The sequence below is a fragment of the Clostridium sp. CS001 genome (assembly GCF_020443565.1).
GTDB lineage: Bacteria > Bacillota > Clostridia > Clostridiales > Clostridiaceae > Clostridium_AD.
Genome location: NZ_JAIZZN010000009.1, coordinates 65,782 through 89,322, shown reverse-complemented (window position 1 = coordinate 89,322; position 23,541 = coordinate 65,782). Strand labels below are relative to the sequence as shown.

Annotated in this window: 17 protein-coding genes; 12 read left to right on the top strand and 5 right to left on the bottom strand. The window is 29.9% G+C overall.

Annotated elements, in window-relative coordinates; translation table 11 throughout:
- The first annotated feature begins 209 nt into the window (after window positions 1-209).
- From LGK97_RS08360 to LGK97_RS08330, 7 genes are all read left to right on the top strand, one after another.
- Entirely contained in the window at window positions 210-1,691 is a 1,482-nt protein-coding gene (locus LGK97_RS08360) for a spore germination protein (protein ID WP_226259303.1), read from the top strand.
- An 8-nt stretch (window positions 1,692-1,699) separates the two neighbouring features.
- The gene (locus LGK97_RS08355; protein ID WP_226259302.1) at window positions 1,700-2,794 is read left to right on the top strand and encodes a GerAB/ArcD/ProY family transporter; all 1,095 of its coding nucleotides are present in this window, start codon (window positions 1,700-1,702) and stop codon (window positions 2,792-2,794) included.
- On the top strand, window positions 2,791-3,903 hold the full coding sequence (locus LGK97_RS08350; protein ID WP_226259301.1) for a Ger(x)C family spore germination protein: 1,113 nt from the start codon (window positions 2,791-2,793) through the stop codon (window positions 3,901-3,903). Before LGK97_RS08355 ends, LGK97_RS08350 begins: the two co-directional genes overlap by 4 nt.
- Window position 3,904: 1 nt before the next feature.
- On the top strand, window positions 3,905-4,987 hold the full coding sequence (locus LGK97_RS08345) for a GerAB/ArcD/ProY family transporter (protein ID WP_226259300.1): 1,083 nt from the start codon (window positions 3,905-3,907) through the stop codon (window positions 4,985-4,987).
- Between the two features lie 84 nt (window positions 4,988-5,071).
- Window positions 5,072-6,193 (top strand): Ger(x)C family spore germination protein, encoded by a 1,122-nt coding sequence (locus LGK97_RS08340; RefSeq protein ID WP_226259299.1) that lies wholly within the window; start codon window positions 5,072-5,074, stop codon window positions 6,191-6,193.
- 83 nt (window positions 6,194-6,276) lie between these two features.
- A complete protein-coding gene (locus tag LGK97_RS08335; protein WP_226259298.1) occupies window positions 6,277-7,422 on the top strand; it encodes a Ger(x)C family spore germination protein in 1,146 nt (381 codons plus the stop codon).
- A gap of 22 nt (window positions 7,423-7,444) precedes the next feature.
- The gene (locus tag LGK97_RS08330; RefSeq protein WP_226259297.1) at window positions 7,445-8,530 is read left to right on the top strand and encodes a GerAB/ArcD/ProY family transporter; all 1,086 of its coding nucleotides are present in this window, start codon (window positions 7,445-7,447) and stop codon (window positions 8,528-8,530) included.
- A 72-nt stretch (window positions 8,531-8,602) separates the two neighbouring features.
- On the opposite strand, the gene LGK97_RS08325 is transcribed toward LGK97_RS08330, so the two are convergent.
- Together LGK97_RS08325 and LGK97_RS08320 are read right to left on the bottom strand one after the other, a co-directional pair.
- Window positions 8,603-8,809: a hypothetical protein gene (locus LGK97_RS08325; protein ID WP_226259296.1), complete on the bottom strand. Its 207-nt coding sequence runs from the start codon at window positions 8,807-8,809 to the stop codon at window positions 8,603-8,605.
- A gap of 23 nt (window positions 8,810-8,832) precedes the next feature.
- On the bottom strand, window positions 8,833-8,997 hold the full coding sequence (locus LGK97_RS08320) for a hypothetical protein (RefSeq protein WP_226259295.1): 165 nt from the start codon (window positions 8,995-8,997) through the stop codon (window positions 8,833-8,835).
- 481 nt (window positions 8,998-9,478) lie between these two features.
- Here LGK97_RS08320 and iscB point away from each other — a divergent pair, with 481 nt between their 5' ends.
- From iscB to LGK97_RS08305, 3 genes are all read left to right on the top strand, one after another.
- Window positions 9,479-10,825, top strand: coding sequence for an RNA-guided endonuclease IscB (gene iscB, locus LGK97_RS08315; RefSeq protein ID WP_226259243.1), 1,347 nt, complete (start codon window positions 9,479-9,481; stop codon window positions 10,823-10,825).
- On the top strand, window positions 10,825-11,226 hold the full coding sequence (tnpA, locus tag LGK97_RS08310) for an IS200/IS605 family transposase (protein ID WP_226259294.1): 402 nt from the start codon (window positions 10,825-10,827) through the stop codon (window positions 11,224-11,226). The genes iscB and tnpA overlap by 1 nt, the downstream gene beginning before the upstream one ends.
- Window positions 11,227-11,306: 80 nt before the next feature.
- The gene (locus LGK97_RS08305) at window positions 11,307-12,032 is read left to right on the top strand and encodes a hypothetical protein (RefSeq protein ID WP_226259293.1); all 726 of its coding nucleotides are present in this window, start codon (window positions 11,307-11,309) and stop codon (window positions 12,030-12,032) included.
- 460 nt (window positions 12,033-12,492) lie between these two features.
- Here the strand turns inward: LGK97_RS08305 and LGK97_RS08300 are convergent, their stop codons facing one another.
- The 3 genes from LGK97_RS08300 to LGK97_RS08290 all read right to left on the bottom strand — a co-directional run bounded on the left by LGK97_RS08300 (window position 12,493) and on the right by LGK97_RS08290 (window position 20,262).
- Window positions 12,493-14,244, bottom strand: a complete 1,752-nt coding sequence (locus LGK97_RS08300; protein WP_226259292.1) for a recombinase family protein — start codon at window positions 14,242-14,244, stop codon at window positions 12,493-12,495.
- A gap of 532 nt (window positions 14,245-14,776) precedes the next feature.
- Window positions 14,777-19,252 carry a hypothetical protein gene (locus LGK97_RS08295; protein ID WP_226259291.1) on the bottom strand — a complete coding sequence of 1,492 codons (4,476 nt, stop codon included), beginning with the start codon at window positions 19,250-19,252 and terminating at the stop codon, window positions 14,777-14,779.
- A 122-nt stretch (window positions 19,253-19,374) separates the two neighbouring features.
- On the bottom strand, window positions 19,375-20,262 hold the full coding sequence (locus LGK97_RS08290; RefSeq protein ID WP_226259290.1) for a hypothetical protein: 888 nt from the start codon (window positions 20,260-20,262) through the stop codon (window positions 19,375-19,377).
- Between the two features lie 490 nt (window positions 20,263-20,752).
- On the opposite strand from LGK97_RS08290, the gene LGK97_RS08285 reads away from it, so the two are divergent.
- Together LGK97_RS08285 and LGK97_RS08280 are read left to right on the top strand one after the other, a co-directional pair.
- A complete protein-coding gene (locus LGK97_RS08285) occupies window positions 20,753-22,231 on the top strand; it encodes a hypothetical protein (protein ID WP_226259289.1) in 1,479 nt (492 codons plus the stop codon).
- 262 nt (window positions 22,232-22,493) lie between these two features.
- Window positions 22,494-23,342, top strand: coding sequence for a hypothetical protein (locus LGK97_RS08280; protein ID WP_226259288.1), 849 nt, complete (start codon window positions 22,494-22,496; stop codon window positions 23,340-23,342).
- Window positions 23,343-23,541: the final 199 nt, after the last annotated feature.

Below are 23,541 nucleotides of genomic sequence, written 5' to 3'. Positions count from 1 at the left end.
AGAATTTAAAAGAAAAGATTAATAATGAGACACCTTAATTTCTTAAAATATATAGAAATTAAGGTGTTTTTATTTTTAATTTTTATAAGATAAAAAAAAGTGGATATTTTAGACTATATAAGAGAAACTATATAATAATAGAAATCAAAGTTAGAATCAATTTAAAATCTTAAAGTTATTTATATATAAAAAAAGGCGTGGTGATTGCAATGGAAAATGGAGATCTAAGTGGAAATATAGAGCTAATTAGAGAGGGGCTAGGCGGGCAAAGTCCTATTGTAGTAAAGCATTTTTATATTGGCATTGACCAGCCTTTAGAAGCTGCTATTATTTATGTCAATGGTCTTGCTAACAAGGATATTATTGATAGGGATGTATTAAATCCTCTTATGCTTCATATAGAAGAAAATTTAAATGGGAAGATAGGTATAGGAGATTATCTTTGCAAAAGATATATTTCAATGAGCAATACATTAGTAGAATCAGATTTAAATCTTTTACTAGATCATCTTAAAAGAGGAAAAACTGTAGTGTTAATAAATGGTGCTTTAGAAGTAATAGTAGCTGATACTACAGGTGGTACACAAAGGGCTATGATAGAGCCTATGAATGAAACTGCAGCAAAAGGCCCAAGAGATGGTTTCGTAGAAAATTTAGAAATAAATGTTAGTCTTATTCGAAGAAAAGTCAAGGATAAGAATCTCACCTTTGAGTCATTTAAAGTAGGAACGCGACTGCAGAGTGATGTGGTATTGGCATATGTAAATGACATAGTAGATAAGCAAGTGCTGCAAGAATTAAAAAAGAGAATAGAAGCCATTGATGCAGATAGTGTACTATCAGCTGGAAAGCTTGAGCAATATATTGAAGATTATACTTACACGGTCTTTCCACAATGCTTTAGCACAGAGAGGCCAGATAGAGCTATTGCAAATATGTTAGAGGGAAGAATAATTGTTATTGTAGAAGGAACACCACTGGTGCTTACATATCCAGCAATATTCATGCAGTTTTTCCAGGCTGTGGAGGATTATACTCAAAGAACAGTAATTTCATCTTTTGTAAGACTTCTTAGGATTATGGCGGCTATTATTGTTGTTACCCTACCCTCTGTTTATTTAACACTAATAAAATTTAATGTAGAACTTATACCTATAAAATTTGTAACTCCCATTGTTCAGTCAAGGATAGGAATTGCACTAACTCCATTTTTAGAGATTTTGGCTATGGAAATAGTTGTGGAGTTTTTAAGAGAGGGGGGCTTAAGGTTACCTACTAAAATAGCTCAAACACTAAGTTTAGTGGGTGGTATTATTATAGGTGATACAGCAATTAGATCTAAAATGGTTAGTCCTACTACTTTGCTTATAGTGGGGATTACGGTAATTACTACCTTTTTAATTCCTAATTATGATATGTCTCTTTCTATTAGAATTTTACGGTTTCCAATGCTAGTTTTAGCAAATATTATGGGTATCTTTGGAATAGCAGTAGGATGGTTTTTAATTTTAGTTCATCTTTCATCTTTAGACAGTTTAGGTGTACCTTATTTTGAGTTTCATAAAAGTGACTTAAAGGATACCTTTATTAGAGCGCCTTTGTGGAAGATGAACAAGCGGCCAGAGGGAATTCCAAATACAAACCCAATAAGGCAGACAGATTATAGGTATAAGTTTAAGAAAAAAAGGTAGGGAACGAAATGGAAGGTAGCTCTAATAAAAAGCAAAGTTACTTAACTGTAAATCAGTTTGCACTTATTATCTTCGGTAGCATTGTTGGAGTAGGTATTTTATCACTTCCAAATGGTGTGGTAAAAGAAGCTCATCAGGATGGCTGGATTTCAACTTTAATAGGGGGGGTATATCCCTTATACGTTGTAATTATAGCAAGATATATAAGTAAGAAATTCCCTAATGATAGTATACTGATTTTAAGTAAAAAATATTTTGGCAGAGTTTTTGGAAGTATTTTTAATTTCATTTTTGCAACTTACTTTATTTATACTGCATCAATGATAGGAAGTTATTATACTAACCTAATGCGAAATTATATAGTTGGATTTTTAACTCCTTTTAAAATCATAGCTATCCTATTTATGTGCATTATTTATGCATCTTCTAAAGGATTGAAAGTAATAGGAAAGATTAGCGGGATTTCTTTTTATATTACAATAATCCTACTTTTCTCACCTATATTAGCTTTGAGAGAGACGGATATTACAAATATTTATCCTGTATTTGGTTCTGGGGTTAATTCAATATTTAAGGGAAGTCTAAAATCAATTTTTTCTTATTCTGGAGCAGAAATAATTTTACTAATTTATCCTTTTCTGAAAGAGAAAAATAAAATGCTGATATCTTCATTTGTAAGCGTAATACTGGTTATAATTGTATATGTATGGTGTGTATTTATAACCACCTATTATTTAGGTCCGGATATTGTGACCAAAAACAATTGGTCCTTTTTATTAGTGCTAGGAAGTGTAACCGTAACAGTAATTAATAATTATAGATACATTTTTATGACATTTTGGAGTTTAGTTGCATTTAAAAGCATAAGTATTAACACTTATGCAAGTTTATATACTTTAAAAGATTTTACATATAAAATGGAGATGAAAAAGCTTTACTTTTTAATGTATCCACTACTTGTATATTTAGCGTTTAAATATGGCAATGAAATAAGTAGGCAAAATATTAACAATAATGTTGAGCCCTATTATGTGATATTTAATTTATTATACATGACGATTATCGCAATACTTGTATTTTTTAAGGAAGGAGTTAAAGCTTGAACAAGAAAAAATATTTCATCATAATCATTGGTGTTTTTATTTATATATTTATTACCCTTGGGCAAAACCGTATTCCTATTGAAGAGTTAGAAACTGTTATTGGTATAGGTTATGATATAGAGAGAAAAGGAGAAGGAACCATTGAATATAGTATACCAATTAGTGTAAATGTTTACAAGCCTAATGGCGTGCAAGCGAACTTGATATTTAAGGAGCAAGCTCAAAACTTAGGAGAAGTAATTCAAAAAAGACAAGAAAAGATGAGTAGAAAGTTTGTCCAAGGACAAGAAAGAGTTATTTTGATTAGTGAAGATTATGCAAGGTATGGTTTAAAAACTTTAATCGAGGATAAATTTAGAAATTCAGAAACAAACGATATGGCTTATATGGCGGTATGTAAAGGTAGAACAGACGATTATTTGAAATGCAAGGTAAAAGGTTATAGCAACGCTTCAGAGTATATAGGCGGGCTGATAGATGATTCCGATGAATACAGTTTCTTTTCTGACAATTATAAAGTAATAGATGCCTATGTGAGGATTGGAGCGGAGGGTAGAGAGTTAGCACTTCCATATATAGAAATAACAAAAGAAGGAATAAAAGTAACTGGTATGGCTATTTTTAATAAGGATAAAATGGTTCAAATTGCAGATGGCAAAGAGAGTAAGATGATTAATTTTTTAAGGCGCGGCAATGCAAAAGGGATAATGTCATTGCAAAAGAGTAGTAAAGCCTACATTGATTTTGAAGGAAGGACTGGAAAGAGAAAAGTTACATGCTATAAGCAAGGAGATAAATACAGTTTTAATATTGATTTAACCTTTACAGGTGCAATTATTAGTAATGAAATGTATGATGATATTTTAAAGGATAAAAACACAAAGAAAGAATTTGAAAAAGATATGGCAAAAAGTATAGAAAAACAATGTGATGATTTCATTACGGTAATGAAAAATAATTATAAAATAGATTGTATTGCATTAGGAAGAGAAGTGGCTGCCAAGTATGGAAGGCAGAAAGGTATAGATTGGAATGAAGTGGTTTCTAATGCAGATATTAAAGTAAATATAAAGGTTAATGCGGATTTACAAGGTAGAGGAGATTATTAGGATGCAGATAGAAAAGAAAAATCTACTAACTCCAAATGAAGTTACTTTTATATTAATAGGAATTATGCTTGATGTAACAGCAGCAAATTTACCTAATGGGGTAATGGATACTGCAAAACATGATGGGTGGATTTCTGTACTAATAGGAGCTATATATCCACTATATATAGCTCTCCTAGCTATATATGTTAGTGGGAAATTTCCTAAGGATAATATTTTAGTACTCAGTAAAAGATACCTTGGAAAGACTCTGGGAAACATATTAAACTTTCTTTTTTTATTAAGCTTTTTTAGTTATCTTCCAGCCTTGATTTCAGTTATAGGGGTAATTATAAGAACAGATGCAGTGCCTATTTTAACTCCTTTTAAAATTTATGTGGTCTTATTTTTTGCATGCGTATACGCTGCCAGTAAAGGAATAAAAGTGCTAGGAAGGGTATGTTCTATAGCCTTTTGGATGGTGCTGGGAATCATGATCCCTACAATTTCTATTTTAAAACAAGGAAGCCATTTAAATATAAGCCCCATATTTGGAACAGGTATTGTAAACATTTTAAAAGGAAGCTTATCTTGTGTTTATGACTACTCATTAATGGAACTTATATTTTTAATTTATCCATTTATAAATGACAGTAAAAAGATAAAACGTTCCGCTTTAAATGCAGTAGGATTCACTGCTATTATATATACCTGGATTACTTTTATAACCATATATTATATGGGGGAAGATATAATTCCCAAAGCAACATGGAGTTTTTTCACAGTTACAGAGGCGGTAACTGTCGAAATAGTAACTAATTTTAAATATATTTTTGTGTTTTTTTGGATAATAATAGCGATTAAATCTGTAGCCATATTTAATTACGTATGTGTTTTTATTTTAGAGGATATTAAAAAGATAAAAAGCAAAAAAATAGTATATGTAGTTATGGCGGTGGTCGTTACTATGATTGCAAAGACCTATTATGGAGATACGCTCGCAATGGAGCAAATAACAAAATATACATCTCCAATTAGCACTATATACAATGTAATATATCTAACCCTCATGGCGAGTTTAATATGGATAAAAAAAGGGGGTTGAAGCCCTAAATGGGCTTCGACGGGTAATTTATGAGCGAAGCGAGTGGGGTTAATTACCCCGGGTTCCGACTAAAAGGAGGACAAAATGAAAAAGTATATGAATATAATATTTATTATTCTTTTGTGCATTACTTTCCTTATCACAATGTTTGGCGGTGAAAAAATGAAATTAAGAAGTGCGGAGGAGATGGATATTCATGTGGGAGCAGGAATAGGGATAGATAAAAATGGTGAAGAAAATATAGCATATAGGGTTTCTGCCACCACTAATGCATATAAAGAAGATGAAACAACTGAAAGTGTATTAAGTGTTGGAGTAGGAGATACTATAGGGAAAACAAGAGAAGATAGACAAAAAAAAGAAGGGAAAAGATTTTTTTTAGGACTTTTGAAAGTTTATATAATAGATGAAGAATATGCAAGACATGGGGTAATAAATTTCATAGATATTAATTTTAAGAATCCTGTGCTCAATACCAATACATTTATAGTGGTATGCAAAGATAAGAATGAAAAATATTTTAATTTTACCACACCAGGATATGATAACGCAGCAGAGTATATAAGTGATATGATTAAAAGTTCAGTAAACTATAATTTTTTTAAGGAAGGATACATGTTTAAAGATGCAGTATTATCAATAGATGCAGAAGGAAGAAATATGGTTAGTCCCTATATTGAAATAACAGATGCTGGAATTAAAATAACAGGAATTGTAGTTTTTAAAAAGGATAAACTAGCTGCTATTTTGGACATGGAGGATACAAGAACAATGAATATGATGAGAGATAGCAATGTAAATGGGATATTAACCATACAGGGAGATTCAAAAAAATATGTAAATTACAAAGCAGAAGCTAAAAGAAAAATTACCTGTAAGAAAATAGATGATAAATATGTTTTTGTCATTGACTTAGATTTAAAAGGAGAAATTATTAACAATGAATTATATGAAAATATGTCGGAAAAGGTAGAGGTAATACAAAAGTTTGAAGAAGATATGGCAAAACAAGTGAAAGAAACATGCACTACTTTTTTGGCTAAGATGAAGAATGAATATAAGGTAGACGCACTACAGCTAGGATGGGTTGCAGCAGCCAAATATGGAAGAGACACAGGTGTAGATTGGGATAAGGTTGTGTGTAGTTCCGATATTAAGGTAAATGTACGGGTGCATGTTACCAAAGTAGGAAGAGGGCAGTATTAGATATAAGATATGCAAGGGAAAATAGAAGAATTAATGATTAATAATCATTAAGTATGGGATAGGAATATAGGAGAGAATGATTTATGAAGAAAAAAGTAATAATTATGTTTTTAGTAGCCCTTATAGTTTCTGTTTATGCAGAAAAATTGAAAGTAACTCCTATGGAAGAGTTTAACATACCTATAGCCATTGGGTTTGATATTAATAAAGAGTTAAAGAATTATGTGCAATATAACATTCCTATTAGTATATATAATTTTAAAAATAAGAAAAAAGATAATATACCTATAACTACTAGAAAGGAAACGGTTACTGAAGAGATTAGTAGTAGTGTTTTAAAAGGAAAAGCAAGCAGTATTGGAAGGGCAAGAGAAGATAGCCAATTAAAGTCCAGTAAACCTCTTCTAATTGGACTTCAAAAGATAGTTATTATGAGCGAAGAACAGGCTGCTTATGGAATATTAAATGCAATAAATATATTCTTTAACGATGAAAAAACTAATGATAAAAGTATTTTTGTAGTATGTAAAGGTAAAGCAGAGGATATATTAAAGTTTAAAATAGATGGGTACCCTAGTTCTGCAGATTACATGGAAAGTATGGTTAAAAGTGCAAGGAACTATAATTTTATATTTTCAGAATATAATTTATTTAATATATATGTAACGCTAGATTCAGAAGGGAAAAATTTAGTTCTTCCTTACCTAGAGATAAAGGAGAAAGAGCTTGCTTTTACAGGCATGGCCTTATTTAAAGAGGATAAGCTGGCATATGTATTACCTATGGATGAAGGTAAAATCATGAATATGCTAAGGGAGAAAAAAGGAACAGGAATATTAAACCTGCAGGAAGCCCCGGATAAGTATATAAATTATGATGCAGAAGTTAAAAGAAAAGTGAAATGTATTAAAACTGAAAGAGGATATGAATTCAATATTGAGTTAGATTTTCAGGGAGATATCATAGAGAACACATTGTATAAAAGTATGGAAAAAGAAAAAGAAAAAGAATTTGAGAAGTTCATGGGAAAGAAAATAGAAAAAATATGCAATGATTTTTTGGCCAAGATGAAAGATGTCTACAAAATAGATTGTTTAAATCTAGGAATGTACGCCGTTGCTAAATATGGCAGGGAAACTGGGGTAGATTGGAACAAAGAGGTGAGTAATGCAGATATTAAAGTAAGCGTAAAGGTAAAGGTAGATAAGATTGGAATAGGGCAATACTAAAATACATATGGAGAATAAAAACATGAAGAAAGTAAAAAACAACTTGCTGGGAGAAAGCGAAGCTACGGCAATGGTAGTGGGATTTATAATCGGAACAAGCATTCTAGCATTACCCAATGGAGTAGTGCAGGACGCAAAGCAAGATGGGTGGATAGCGATAATAGTTGGTGGATTGTATCCTCTATATTTATCTTTGCTATCTATCTATTATGTGAAAAAGCATCCCAATCAGGATATATTGTCTTTAAGTAAAATATATTTAGGAAGGGTATTCGGAACTATATGTAATATTATGTTTATGGTTGAATTTACAACACTAACAATAGTTGCCATTGTTAGTTTAAGTAATATTTTTAGAGTGTATGCAACACCATTTTTGACACCAATAAAGATTTTTATACCGAGCATACTATTAGCCATGTATCTAACAAATAAGGGCATAATAGTATTGGGAAGAATCAATAAAATTTCTTTATATGTTATAGTTGTTTTAACATTGATATTATTGATGTTTGTAAAGAATGGTAATTATTTAAATTTACTTCCCATATTCGGAAGCGGGGTTAAGAATATTTTGAGTGGAGGTAAGGAGTCAGCGTTAGCATATGGAGGAATGGAAGCTATATTTCTGATTTATCCATTTTTTGAAGAAAAAAACAAGATCAAAATGATAACCTTAAAAGCCTTGTTTATAACCATGGGGATTTATGTTTTGGTTACATTTGCATGTATTTATTGTTTAGGATATAAGGTTACATCTATAGCCTTATGGCCAGTTTTATTAGTAACAGAAGGGGTAAATATAGCAATAATAAATAACTTGCGATTTTTATTTTTATTTTTATGGAGTATAGCAATGTTTAAGATTATAGCAAATGAGTACTATGCATTTACGTATATTTTAAGCGATATATTAAAAATAAAAGATAAAAAGAAGATGTATTGGATTATACTTCCTATAATGATTTACTTATGCTTAAAAATTAAAAATGAAGTGCAAAGGAGAGATTTGCTTAGCTATATCGTTCCTATAATAACTTTGTTTAATATTATATACATATCTATTATTGCTATATTGATATTTATAAAAGATAAATGGAAGAAGTAAAGAGAAGTATATTCTAAAAACCTCAGAATGGTTCTAAAGTTTTTAGAATATACAAAAGCTTTATTTAAAGTTTTAATCGTCTATTTCATAAGTATAAGGATATACATCTTCAATAGGTTTATTTAAACCATGAGCAAATTTTTGAATATCAATTTCTTCAATAGTAGCATCATTTTTAAATACTCTTGCATTCCATACTTCACCATCCGAATTAACTAGTAATTCTGCATTATAGGTGGAACCATCATCAAATCGTATCTTACCTTTTTTCCATGGCATAGAACGTTCCTCCTTTAAAAATATTATTTGTTATGAGATAATTTAGAGCGTTTAGTGAACTTGTCATTATTTGCATCAATTTTTGAACCATTTTCAATTCCTATATCACCACCACTTTGAGGAAACATTTTTCTAAGTTCTGCATTAGATTTTTTATCAGTTTTCATGTGACTTTTATTATTATCCATAAGTTTCCCTCCTTTTAAATTAATTTAGAATATTAGTATTAATATAACCCCAATATCATAATAATATTTGTGATAAAAAATTACTAAAGTGGTAGTATTATTTTTTATATCGAATAAATATATAAATAATTATTTTCAAAATTTGTATTTATGAATTTCCAATAGAGGTATAATAATAGTTATAAAGTGTTTTAAATGTATGTAAGTCAACAACCACTAGCCTAAAGGCGTAGTGGCTTGTAGTAGAAATATCACAAGCCAAGTTGAATAGCCTAAGTATTAACTTACTACGTTATATAAGAATATATATTTACCCATGGATACTTCTCTAGTCTGTGGCTCTAAGCTTTAATATTAAACATCTCTGAGGGTAGGAGAAGTGTATTAAAGATACAAAACCTTATATAACATTGGCGAAGAGAGCTTACCTTAATATAGCAATATATTAGGAGTTTAAATTATCTGAAAGGATGTGTAATTAATGGTATATGTAATTAGTATTGATGGGAAACCATTAATGCCAACATCAAATGCTAAAGCAAGAATATTATTAAGAGAAAACAAAGCAAATGTTAAAGAATTGAAACCTTTCACTATTCAATTAAATTATAAAACTGAAACCGAATATACGGAGGAAATCATTTTAGGTATAGATTCAGGATATAATAATGTTGGTTTTAGTGCTATAACAAGCAATAAAGAATTAATTGTAGGAGAATTAAAACTACTACAAGGTATGAAAGAAAGATTATTAGATAAAGCAAGGTATAGAAAAATAAGAAGACAAAGATTAAGATATAGAAAACCTAGATGGAATAATAGAACTAAGTCAAAACCCAAAGGTTGGTTAGCCCATTCACTACAACATAAATTGGATAGTCACATTAAATTTATTGATTATTTATACTCTGTTTTACCAATAACAAAATGTATTGTTGAAGTTGCTAATTTTGATATTCAAAAAATGAATAATGACTCTATCAGTGGAGTTGAATATCAACAAGGTGATATGATGGGATTTTGGAATCTTAGAGAATATATTCTTCATAGAGACAATCATAAATGTCAAAATCCTAACTGCAAGAATAAAGACAAAGAACAAATACTAGAAATACATCACATTAAATATAAAAGTTTAGGTGGTGTGGATAATAAAAATAATTTAATAACTCTATGCAATAAGTGCCACACATCTCCAAATCATAAAAAAGGAAAATTCTTATATGATTGGTGTATGGAAGGTAAGAAAGTTAGAGGATTTAAAGATGCTACATTTATGAGTATGGTTAGATGGTATTTAATTAATCAACTTAAAGAAAATCATTCCAATGTTTATTCAACTTATGGGTATATAACTAAAAATTATAGGATAGAAAATAAGATAGAAAAAACTCATTACAATGATGCATTTGCTATAGCTAAAGGAATGAGCCAAATTAGAAATACAAAAATACATGAGGTTAAACAATCAAGAAGAAATAATAGAAGTTTAGAAATGTTTTATGACGCTAAATATATTGATATAAGAACTGGTGAAAAAGTTAGTGGTGGAGATTTAAATAATGGTAGAAGAACAAGAAATAAGAATTTAAACTCTGAAAATTTACATCAATACAGAGGACAAAAATTATCAAAAGGACAAAGAAGGATAAGAAAAGTTAGATATTTCTATCAACCTAATGATTTAGTTAAATATGAAGGCAAGGTGTATAGTGTTAGAGGAACACAAAATGGTGGTGCTTATATAAGATTAAATGAAATAAAGAAAGTGCCTAGAGTAGACTTATTAATACCCTACAAATTTAACAAAGGAATAGTGTGGATCTAATGGATTATATAAGTCAAAATCATTCAAAACATTTAATAATGGCACATTTAATATTTTCAGTTAAATACAGAAAGAAATTGTTAATCAAATATGGCAATGAAATTAAGAAAATATTATATGATATTTCAGAAGAAAAAGATTTGAATATAATTGAGATGGAAGTAGATAAAGACCATATTCATATTTTGGTTCAATATCCATCAACAAGATCAATATTAGATGTAGTGAGATTGTTCAAACAAATGTCTACTTATAGAATATGGAGACAAAATAGTAATCATATTTATTTAAAGAAGCAATTTTGGTACGAGAATACATTTTGGGGAGATGGTTATTTTGCTTGTAGTATAGGTCAAGTATCAAAGGAGACAATTGAAAAATATATACAAAATCAAGGATAGAACGGTATTCATCCACTACCCTAAAGGGATAGTGGCTTTCTACCTAATTCGTTGTAAAAAATTCAGGAGGAATAATTAATATGCCTTTTAATGTATATGATAAAAATAAAAAATATTTAGGCTTTGTCCAATCTGCATATCCTCAATATACCAACGTATTCATGGTGGCCAGTACAGAGATTAAGTTAGAGGATAAAGATTTTAATATAAACAATATGAAATCAGAGCTTGCAAGCTTCTTAGGTTGTAAAAGTATTTTAGGTAAAATTAATGATGCAAGGTTAAACAAAAGTATAGATAGTATAATAATTAAAGAATTTAGTAAATTTAAAGACAATACCTATGAAGAATTATTAAAACTAGTATATCTTAGAATCTTGAGGTATGAAGAAAACTTTCGTTATAAAAAAGTTGAAGATGGACAAATCAATGGATACTTCTTGGTGGATATTAATAAGGTTGTAATTGAAAATGATTCTATGATTATAGATGAGAAAATAGATTACATTACCAATGAAAGAATAGGAAAGCTTATTCCTATAGTTGCAAAAGTTACTGATTACCCGAGAATGCAAATTGACAGTATGACCTCTGGACAGGGGCTATTGCTGGGCGCAGATCTTGCAGACTTAGCTGGAAGAAATCATATTCATAGAACAAAATTAAAGGTGAAATCAGGGAATTTTACCTACGAAATTAATTTTCCAGTAGAGTTATACATAAAAAAAGATGACACCATTCAGATGTATATAGATAATAGAGTTATTAAGAGGATATTTTGCAATGGAATAATATATGAGTTTTAATGATTTTTAGCAATTTATACAACTAAGGAGTAGAGAATAATGTGCTATTTTAGATTGAGAGTTTTTTCTTAGATTATGCTATTACGAAAAGCATATATTGCTGGAAATGCATTCACTTAGCCAAGTAATTCTAAAATTTATTTTTTTACAGATGCTAAAAAATACAAACTCGCTGACACTCAAACATGTATTTTTCTTCACGCATCTGTAAAGAAAATAAATTAAGAATTACTAAGGCACATTCAAATGCATTTTACGCAACATATACTTTTGTTAGCATAGTCTAAGAAAAATATCTAGTTTTGAAAGAGCACATTATATAATATTTGTAGAATAGTTGTTAATATTGCAGCTTCGAAGAAGATGATTTAAAAGAGAAAAGGAAAAAACAGTATTGAATTAATAGAGAATACAGAAAAAATTAACGATATAAAATCACTTGGAAAATTTAAGCATAAAATCATAACAATACAAATGTAGAATGGAGAAATGAATATGTATATAAATGAAACAAAACTAAAAGTAAGATACGTCGAGACAGACCATGTCTTACTCCTAAATTATCATCTATTTTTTTTTCGGACTTAGTCCATTCCATGATATTAGCATCACTAAAGTTTAGTATAATTTCTATAGCCTTTCTGTCATTTATTTTTTTGGCAGGGGCTATTTTTATATCTTTAATCAAAAGGTGGATAAATTTCTTTTGCTTCTCGTAATCAGTGCTTGCAAATACTTTATTAAAATTTTTTAGCATTAAAGCTATTTTGCCAATATCTAGCGAGTTTACCTTAATTCCAGCAAGTTGAGATTGTTTTAAAAGTAATTCTTTTTCAAGTTTTTTAATTATATCAGCGATAGTTGCTATTCTTTTTATAAGTTCTTTTTCATCCAAAGATAACATTTGTTCTTCATCTTCTAAACGTTTATAATTTTTATCTTTTTTACGTTCCAAGTCACTAATATTTTTCTTGATTTCCTTTATTTCATCTTCTAATTCAAATGTATCAACCTTTTCACTTAATCGTCTTTCAAGTTCTGGTATTAGATTAGGATTGTCTGCAAACTTTTTAACTTCTTCAATTACTTGATTTTCAATAATATCTGCTTTAACCAAATTAGATTTACATAAATCAGCTTTATGGTTCATCCAATATCCACAAGCATAGTAACGATAATATGTTGTTACATTTCCGTCTTTATCTTTTTTTCCGTTTCCACGATAAAATATCATTTTTGCACCGCAACTTGGACAGGTAGGAATTCCAGACAATAGATATTTTATATTAACTTTTTTTTCATTTTTAATAGTTCTTAATTTCCTTGATTCTTGTGTTTTTTCCCACAACTCTTTTGTTATTAATGGTTCTATAAGACCATCTTCTGCTTTTATTATTTCAACATTTTCAACTTTTCCTTTTCTTCTTTCTTCACTCCAATTTTTGTATTGACCATATCTTATATATCCACAATAGAACGGGTTCTCAAGGATTGTTACTATAGCAACAGATGCAAAAGCTTTTCCTTTTTTAGTTTTAATTCCTTTTCCATTTAAATATTGTAATATTTTATCATATCCCCATCCTTTATTAGTGTAGAGGTCAAAAATTTTTTGGACTACTTCCCATTCTTTATTATTTTCTTCTTTTACAAACTTACTTGCCTTAACTGTTTTTCCGTTTTTTTCTTTAAAAGATGCTTCCAACTTGTAGCCAAATGGTACTGTTCCGCCATTCCATCCGCCCTGTTTATGTTTTTGCTGGCGTCCGATGAAAGATTGAGATGCAATATTCTCCAATTCGAGTTGTGCGAAAATACCCGCCATGTATACGAAAGCTTCTCCAAAACTTTTACTGGTATCTAATCCATCGCTAACCGATATTAAAGCAACATCATTCTCTTTAAAAACTTTTACTATATCAACTAAATCAGCCATATTTCTTGAAATTCTTGATAGTTTATAAATTACGACAGCATCGATTTTTGGTTTTTGAGATAATCTTTTTAACATTTTTCTTAATGAAGGTCTATTCTCGATAGATTTTCCAGAAATCCCAGCATCTTCATAATGTTCAAGTATTGTATAACCTTCTTTATCACAATAATTAATTGCAGAATCTTTTTGTCCATCTAAACTAAACCCTTCTGTCTGCATATTTGTCGATACACGTCGATAAGCAACAACATTTTTTATTATTTTATCTTCACTCATAATTTTTATCTCCTTTATTTTTTTAGGGTAATATCCGTTAAAGTTATTTTACACTATCCTAAAAAATAAGACAATAAAAAAACACCTAAATTTAGGTGTTTTGATGAGTTACTAATTAATTTATATTAAAACTTTACGAAGCAATAGCCAATTCAGTTGTATTTTCAGTAAAATCAAATTTGTCTTGATTTTCTAGTAAAATTTCTTGCATTAACTCTAATAACTCGTTAAATTTTTGTTGTTCTTTGCTAATATTGTTAAATCCAAGTATAGTGTTATTCATAATTTCTCTATACAGTTGCACTAGTAACTGTATTGAACCTCCTTTTTTTTATTAGCCATATTTGGCTAGTAAAAGGATTGGGGGGAGACAAATTAACGTTTGAAAGATGATATAACAATTTATATCATGCAATTTTTTAAAATGCTTGCTTTTCGAAAAAATAATCTAAAACTTTTCTATACCGTTAATGTAGTAACATTATTGGCTTAAAAACGCACAAAAAAGAAGCCTGTTAAAGCTTCCTTTTATTTATTGAACGGACGTAGCACCTCCTGTTACTGGAACTGGACCCTGCACCTTAATTACAACTGTTTTACAGTCCTTAAGAGGCACTTTAGGGTGATTAGGGTCACTTTCATACCCTTGCACAGCATTTGTTTGGATAAGTAGTTTCATATCCAAGTCTTTCGTGTTTACTGGGACATACCGTTTCCCAAAAGGGGAAAATGTTGCAGTTCTTGCATACCAATCGCCAATATAGCCTGTGGGTTGAACATTTGAGTAATTTTCTACTTGTACAGGGCTAACATTAAACTGCACATTCAAACCCTGTGGTCGATAAATAGGAGATAAATTTGGGCTTAAAGTGCCATAATTGCACATGTCGTAATAAAAGCGTCTATATGGTTCTGCATTACGGTTTGTATTATATTGTGTCTTTATCTGTACCTCAAACCATTGCCCAGCCCTAACAATCGCTTTAGAAGGTTCTGTTAAAACATCAATCCATTGGGAACTAGTGCTTTCCGAACGGAACATTATATTTGTAATACTATAACCTTCTCTATAAGTAACAACTGGATTATCTGTAAATGTTGTTACATTTTCACACCAATAAATTGTGTATGGCCAGCATCCTCCATCCTTGCTACAAGCAATTGCTTGTCTTTGCTTTAATACTCCATTTTTTTGGAAGTAATAAAATTGGTTTGACCAAGTATTGCTAATTCTAACGTTAGAACAATCTATAATTGTGTCTGTTGCCTTATAAACGCTAATGTCACTAGAATCTTGATTATTAGTCCTGTCTAGTTCTGCATATTTATAATAATTAAAACTCCCCGTTATTCCTCCGTTTATTGCGATTACATATCGATAAGTAACATTTGCATTTAAAGTAATATCTTCTGTATTATTGTATTTAAATAAGCCTGCTATAGTGTAAGGATTTCCATTGCTTAGATTAACTTCTTCGTTATACATAATCCTTCCAGTGTATTTAAAATCAGCATCCTTGCTTGTTCTAGCCATTTCCCTAACCTCTATTGGGACTTTTTCTGCTAGACTATTATTTCCTTTTGTATTCCCAAACGCGTCGTAAAAAATATTTGCAGAGAAATTCATTTTTTGTGTAGAATTTATTTTACTTTTATCAACTAAAATAATTTTTGGAGACACTTCAAACCCTTGCACAGCAAAGTCATACACCGCTTTCCAAGCTTCTTGCTTGTTGTTATTAGCCATGTTATCGTCGGGAATATTTAATGTAGCGTTAATATCTATTAAACCATTAAAACCGCTTAAATCGTCTAACCTATACTGTATTTTATCCCCAACTTTAACTAAATCTTTTCCACTATAAGGATTTAAGGTTGTATTTATTGTGTTACCAGTTTCGCTTAGCTTGTATGCAATATCTAAAACAGGTAATTTATCTACCATTGCAACATCGCTTCCAGTCAGCCTTTGGACTGTTATTATTGCATAATAGCCAACCTGCATAGGGTCTAAACTCTGATAACTGTTATTAGTTCCATCGATATACTTGGTGGCATCTTTATACTCTTTAGCACTTTTGTCGAACAATTGTATATCTACTACTGCATTATCTTTCTTAGTATCTTTATTTATAGTGTAATGCAATGTAACGCTTTCCCAATCATTTAAAATATTGTTGTCATTTGGGTTTAGATTGCCAGAAATATAAGGATTATAAACGCTTGGTATCTGTACTTGTATATCCCCAAAGCTAACTCCTTTAACTGTTTTAATGGGTATTATTAGAGGATTAAAGGCATTTTTACTAGGGTCGTAACTTTTTACATCTACCGTGCTATATCTGCCATTTTGGGGGCTATATAAGCCTATATCTCCATCTTTCCAGTAGTTACTAAGGTTAGAAAGTGCACTATATTTGCCAGAGTTAATATCCATCGTCGTAGGAGGTTGTCCATTATAGTAACTAATTACATTTGTTTTAATATCTTTATTTATACTTGTTTTGGTATTTACAGGATAACTAAATCTTGTTGCAACTTCTAAATAATAATTCTTTGTTGCATCTAAAGTACCAAGACTAACATTTGAGATTAAATCATTATTTGTTATATAAACCTCTTTAACTAAATTTTTGTCTTCATCAAAAACCTTTATTTTATTTAGTGTTAAGTTTCTACCAAACAAATCTCCAATACTCAAATCTGTTCTAACCCAGTCGTTGTCTAGGTTTTCGTTAATAATTTTTGTAGGATTATTTGTTCCATCTTTAAAAGTGTCTTGGTTCTCTAGGTTAAACATTAATCCCACTTTTTCTAAGCTTGCTTTTTTATAAATATTTGTGCTGTTTGTGTTCCATTTTATATTATCATTTACGATACTATCCCAATCTGGAATTGTGTAAGTAGTTCTAAACTGGAATACCATGCCAGTACTAATTTTTATATCTGCATCGGTATCTACGTTATAATCCTTTGCCCCTTTTGTTATATTTAAATCGGAATTGTAATCCCAAAATCTTATTAATTCCATTCTGTTATTTGTTCTATAATCGTAATTTTTATAATTATTATCTAACTTAACGCTTAAATCGCTGTTCGTAGGATTAACAGTTTCTGTGTAATACATTTGTAAGTCTTTTAGCATTGCTGGATTATCTTTTTCCAATGGTAATAAAGATTTATTATCTCTTGCCACATACACATCTACATTAACCTTTTCCCCCGCATATAGAACGTCTCCGCCTTCGAAAGCAATTTTTGAACCATCCACCCTAGTTACATTTACCCCATCCAAAGGATAAGAATTAGTCCAGTTAATAATATTAGGAGTACTTTTATTGTACTTATTTGCAACTATAATGTCTTTTGGAGGAACAGTTACATTAAATGCTAACCAACTTTCATCATCCCGCAAATCCCAATTATCGCTACCTTCAAGATTTTTACCGTCGCAATAGCTGTTTAGTGGGTCTTGTGTTGCGATACGTGCTAGTAAATCTATTTTAGTTGTCTTGTTACCGTTAGAATCTTCTTCTGGAATTGTAAAGATATAATTATATTCTTGTAAGTTACTAGCTAAAACTGGACTATAATTAAATTCTTTACTGTAATACGCTTTAAGTTTATCAGTATATTTATTAGCATCTACGTCATTTTTATCGAAAGTATTAATCTTATAACCAGACTGTAAAGGCTGGAACAACTCTACTGTACTGTAGTTTCTGCTTCCATTCAAAAAACCATAAAAATTTGTTTTTATATCCGCACTTGTAGAAGAAGTGTCTACATTTTTAATTAAAGCATCATTATTTTCGTAACCCATAAAGGTTTTAAGAACATATTTTTTTCCAGCGATTAACTTTTGGGTCGTTGGAATAGTTACGCCTGTTTGAAAATCAACAACTCTTGTTTTATAAGCCTCTTTTTCGACTGCTGTCGAACCTATAGCATAGCCAACGCTAGATATATGCAAGTTCTTAGCTACATAGTTTTTAGGGGTATTTATAGTAAAATAATACAATCCACCGTTTATAACCATCTTAGCCTGTGCTACGCCATAACTTTGTTCGTTCGCAAAGCTTCTAACTTCAAAATAATTTAAAAATGTTTTAATCTGTTGGTCTAAGGTTACTGGATTGTTAACGTCAATATTCTTTCTTTTAAAAAAATCGTTTAAGCCTTTGCTACCCCATACTTGTTTAAACATAAGGTAAGTATTAAGCATGTCTTTGTCTCGATTGTTGGTAGAATTAACAAAAGAATTTGGACCAATCCATTGCCCATTGCCATATATATAAAATTTGTTTATCGAACCTTGCGACCAAGGCAACAAGTGGTCGGTTAAAGCTGGCTGGTAGACTAAATTAGCATTAATAAAATCGAAAGTATAATTACTTACAGAGTCGTTTGGAAAGCCAATAGTCCCTTGATAACCAGCGTTTTTATCGAATACAAATCTCGGAGTGCCTAGTATGTTTTTGTAATTTACAAATAATTGGCTTTTATCTGGAATTTTGTCTATTAATTTTGTGATTGGGTTAGTTGTTTGCGTTTTAAAATTTCTATTTTCCACGCCAGAAGTGTATTTTGCTGGATAGCCATATACACTTCCATAGTCTCCGTAGCTGTTGTTATAGCTATTTAGATAGAGGTCAGACATTGTTTTATAACTGTTTGTTGCGGTTCTTATGCTGTCTAAATTTTGTATATCCCAGTTTTTGGTTGGAATTGTCCAGTAGAAATATTGCCCTTCAACTGTCCTTTTGTACGCATTTTGTTCTTTAATATACATATCTTTTTTAGTATTTTCTAGCCGTAACTCATACAAGTAGAAGTCCTTCCACTGTTTTATATTTTTATCCTTCCCTTTAAAGGTATATGGTAACTTCTCCGACCCCAAATCTATTGGTATAGGTGTAGTTGCAAAGGCTTGCACGTTTGTTGTTAGTTTAAAAGCTATTAAAGATATAAATAAATATTTAAGTAATTTTCTCTTATTGCTAACCATAATTTCATCACTCCTTTTTAATTTTATTTTTACTTCCTCTTATATAGTATGTTTTTTTAAGTCATATATAACATGAAAATGTGTCCTACGACATAAAAAAACAAACCCAAGAGGGTTTGTCTTTAAATTGCATTAAGTTTAAATATAACTTGCATACCGTCGCTTAAAATTTGATATTTAAATCGACCTGAACTTGTTTTCACTGCACTTGCAGAAGCATCAACAAACTTTAATTCATCTGTAGTAGCATTTTCATTAAAAAATATATTCTCGAATTTCTTAAGCTTAGTTACCATTTCATTAGCATCTGTTGCCCCAGAAACTTCTGTTAAAAATACTTTAATAATATTATAAGTTGTACTATCTGCTTCACTTTCGAGATAAATAGTGCAAGAATTATTAACTTTTACAATGCTTTGCACACCATTTATAGTTGAGAAAATAAGTCTATTAGCATCGAAAGCCCCTATGTCATTTTCTGGTAAGCTGTTTACTAAACTCTTAAGAGAACTCATATTTTCCATGCTTTTGCTAAGATTGTTAGTAGCACTTGCAACTACAGTTGGTGCTTTTGTTACTGCTATTTGTGGTGCAGGAACAGGTACAGTCGCAATCTGTTTTGTTGCAGGTTTAACTACTGTTGCAACCTTAGTTGTAGTTGTAGTCTTAGCAGTAGTTGTAGCTGTAGTAGAACTTGCTGTAGATGTCTTAGCTGGTGCTGTCGTCTGTGGTTTAGGTTGCGTAATAGTTGGCTTAACTTCTTTAACAACAGCCTTTTCCTCTACCACTTTTACTGGTTCATCAATTTTTACATTGTTAACAACAGTATCACTCAGTTTAACATTTTCTATCTTATCTACTGCTGGTATTTCCTCCTTTTGTTGCACTTGCACAGCATTAACGGTTTCTACTAGTGGTTGTTCTTTTAGATTAGAATAAATCCCAGCCGAACCTCCGATAACAAATGCAGTTACTGTTAACATTAAAACTCTTTTTATATTCTTATTCATTTTTTATTCCTCCTTTTTTTATTTTATTTTTATCAATATTGAATTGTATGTTTTTTTAAGTCATTTATAACACTAAAAAACAATAAAAATGTTCTACAAAACAAAAATAGAGTAAATCCTTTATAAATTCCCACGCAAAATAAACTTTTAAACCTAAAAGAAAATTCCTGCCATTTATAAATTCTTACTCCAGTTTTTCTATATTTCTTTATTATATATAGTTAATTGTACTTTAATAATTATAAAACCAAAAGATATTTATAAAAAATTATAAAACAGAAAGTAGCGGTATAGAATACTAGAAAACAAAAAAAAGAGAACTTGATACCCGCAAAAGCATCCAAGTTCCGTTAAAAGATTGTTTTTTATGCATTTCTATATTTTATGCTATATTTTATAAAATATAACTAAGACTTGTGTAATTAAGCATATTTTTAAACTTAAAATGGGTATCAAGCAATCTCTTAATAAAAAAGGAGGTTGTTTTTTTATGCATACAGCACTAACAAAATTAGACTATAATACAGCAATAAGAGATTTAAACATAACAGATGTTATAACAATTACAGATAAAGCTTTAAAGCAAGCGGTATTCCATCTCTTAACATTTTTTGATGTGCCTTTTGGGAATTTATTATTTTGTTATAAAAAAATGAATTTTTATCATGGATACGATATAAATAAAATAACTGTGCAAGACGTGTACGACTTAATTTATACAAAAGGCGAAAGTTTACATTATTCTCTAAGCACATTTTCCTCTAAAATCCAACGAAGCGGTAGCAAAGCGGTTTGCAACAGCGGATGGACAATAGATTTAGATTATTACAAAACAGAGTATAGCCATTTAAGTCCGCAAGAATTAGTTGCGAAAATGAGGCTAGATGGGGCTTTTGACATGATTGAACCAGATTATATCATTTTTTCTGGACAAGGCTTATACTTAGTTTATTTAATAAAGAATATAAATATAAATCAAAATCTAGACGATTTGCAAATTGATATAAACATAGACAAACGCAGAACTATAATAAAAGCACTTATAAAAAATTTTGCAAAATATGGCGGAGATGAAAAGTGCCACGACATTGTTAGATTAAACAAGATGGTGGGGACTGTAAATTTTAAAACAGGAAATTCTACAGAAATATTAGACTTCAACAAAATTGCTACAACTCAATTTAAGAGAAGGACGCTAGGGCACCTCTACAATCTTTTTGTTAAAAAAGGTTATATAATCGAAACAGAAGCTAAAAGTAAAAAGACGGTTAAAGATGCTAAAACAGTTAAAAATACAAAGGTTAAAACATCTAAAGAAGTAAATAAATTTAAAAAAGAAAGTAAATATACAATAAAAAGAAAATGTAGTGAAGAAGAATTAAAACCTTTCAAAAATTTTGTAATAAAAACTGGCGGAGAAACTAGAATTATAACCCCTTTGGTTATAAATAGCGATAGAATAAGAGATTTAAACAAATTGTTAGAAATTAGAAACAATATGCTAGGAGAACAGCACTTGCGAAATGAATTTCTACACATTTATAGTGTTATTTTAAGCAAAATAGAAGACAAAGAAACAGTTATTAAGGCTATAACAGAAATAAATAACAAATTTGATAAACCGATTGAAAATATAGATTATCTAATAAATCAAATTTCAAGTCCAGATTTTAATTATAATTTTAAAACAGAAACTATAATAAGAAATTTAAATATATTAGATGTAGAGATGCAAAGATTAAAAACAATAATAAGCAGAAAAGAAAAAACAAACAGAGACAAAACTACAAAAAAGGTTAATAGGCGAAATGAAAATGGTTTAACGACAAGGAAACAACAAAAAATGGACAAGCTAAATGCAATTAAAAACTTATTAGATAAAGGATATAAACAAGTTCAAATTTCGACAGAATTAGGGTTAGATAAAAAACTTATAAGTAAATACGTAAAACAGCTTAAAGCCCTTTAAAATCAAGGGTTTTCATTTTTTTTTGAAAAAGTCGCCTGAAACGTCGTTATATATATAAATAATAGTAATAAATAAAAATAATGAAATGAATATAAAGTAGATGGGAATTCCCCTTTTTTATTTTATTTTTTGTAAAAGAGAAGAATGGCTATGCACTTTTTATGCCTGCTTAGAACTAATTAGTAAATATTCTTTTATCAAACGACTTATTTTTGCATAGCATTCAATATGAATAAAAATAAAAAAAAGGAGTGGTGAAATTATGAAATTATACAAAGCATATTATTTTAACACGGAAGCAATTATACAAACAGAATCTACAAAAAGAGGTTATAAAGCGTATGAATATATTAAAGGTGAGGATTTATACTTTGTCCCCAAAGAAGCATTAGAACAATATAAAGAAGATATTGAAAAAGAAGACAATAAAGCATTTAACAACTTTGTAGATAATATTTACAATATATCAAAAGAAAGAAGCAATATAATTCCACAATATGTCTTACTAAATGGCGGGGAAGATGTTGCTGTATTCGACAGACGTGGCTTTAAAGACCTTTTACAAGATATTACTTTAAATCCTACACAAGATTTTAGTGATTTACTAGAAAACTCCAATGTACTTCAAATAGATGAATATGCAAACTATATACAACCTTGTGAGTACCTAGAAGTAGAAAATAAAAATGGCGAAATAGAAAGGTTAGAACTAGTGACCCTAGATAAAGATATAAATATAAGAGATGTTGCAGAAGCAGAAGACAACTACGCAAAAATAGCACACTTATATAATACTCTAAAAGAAAACGATGATGATTTAGTAAATAATATTAATAATTTTAAAGTAGTAGAAATCGAAAATGAGTTATATATAAGTCTTCCTATAGATGGCACAAATGTGTTGATAGACGAAGCTTACTTAAGAGAAAGAATCGCCGAAAACGATTATAATAAAGATGGAAATGAACCAACCGTTGGTGGAATGGAACAGGTACAGTCGCAATCTAGCGAAGAAATTGTGCAGGATTTTGAAGAGTTAGTGTCCAGCAACGAGAGAGACAGTAATAGTAGCGAAGAACAGGTATTTTTCGAACAAGAATTAGAAATGTAAAGAGGTGTATACCTCTTTTCTTTGATTCAATGACGTTTAAAGCGATTCTAAGCGACTTTGTGCTAAAACAGTATAATTAGACCATTAAAGCCTTATAATTCAAACAGGACGAATTTAAGCACTTTAAGTGATGCTTAATGTTCTATTTGCAATGTTATAAACAATCTATAGAACTTATTTATAAAAGTTTTTAAAACTA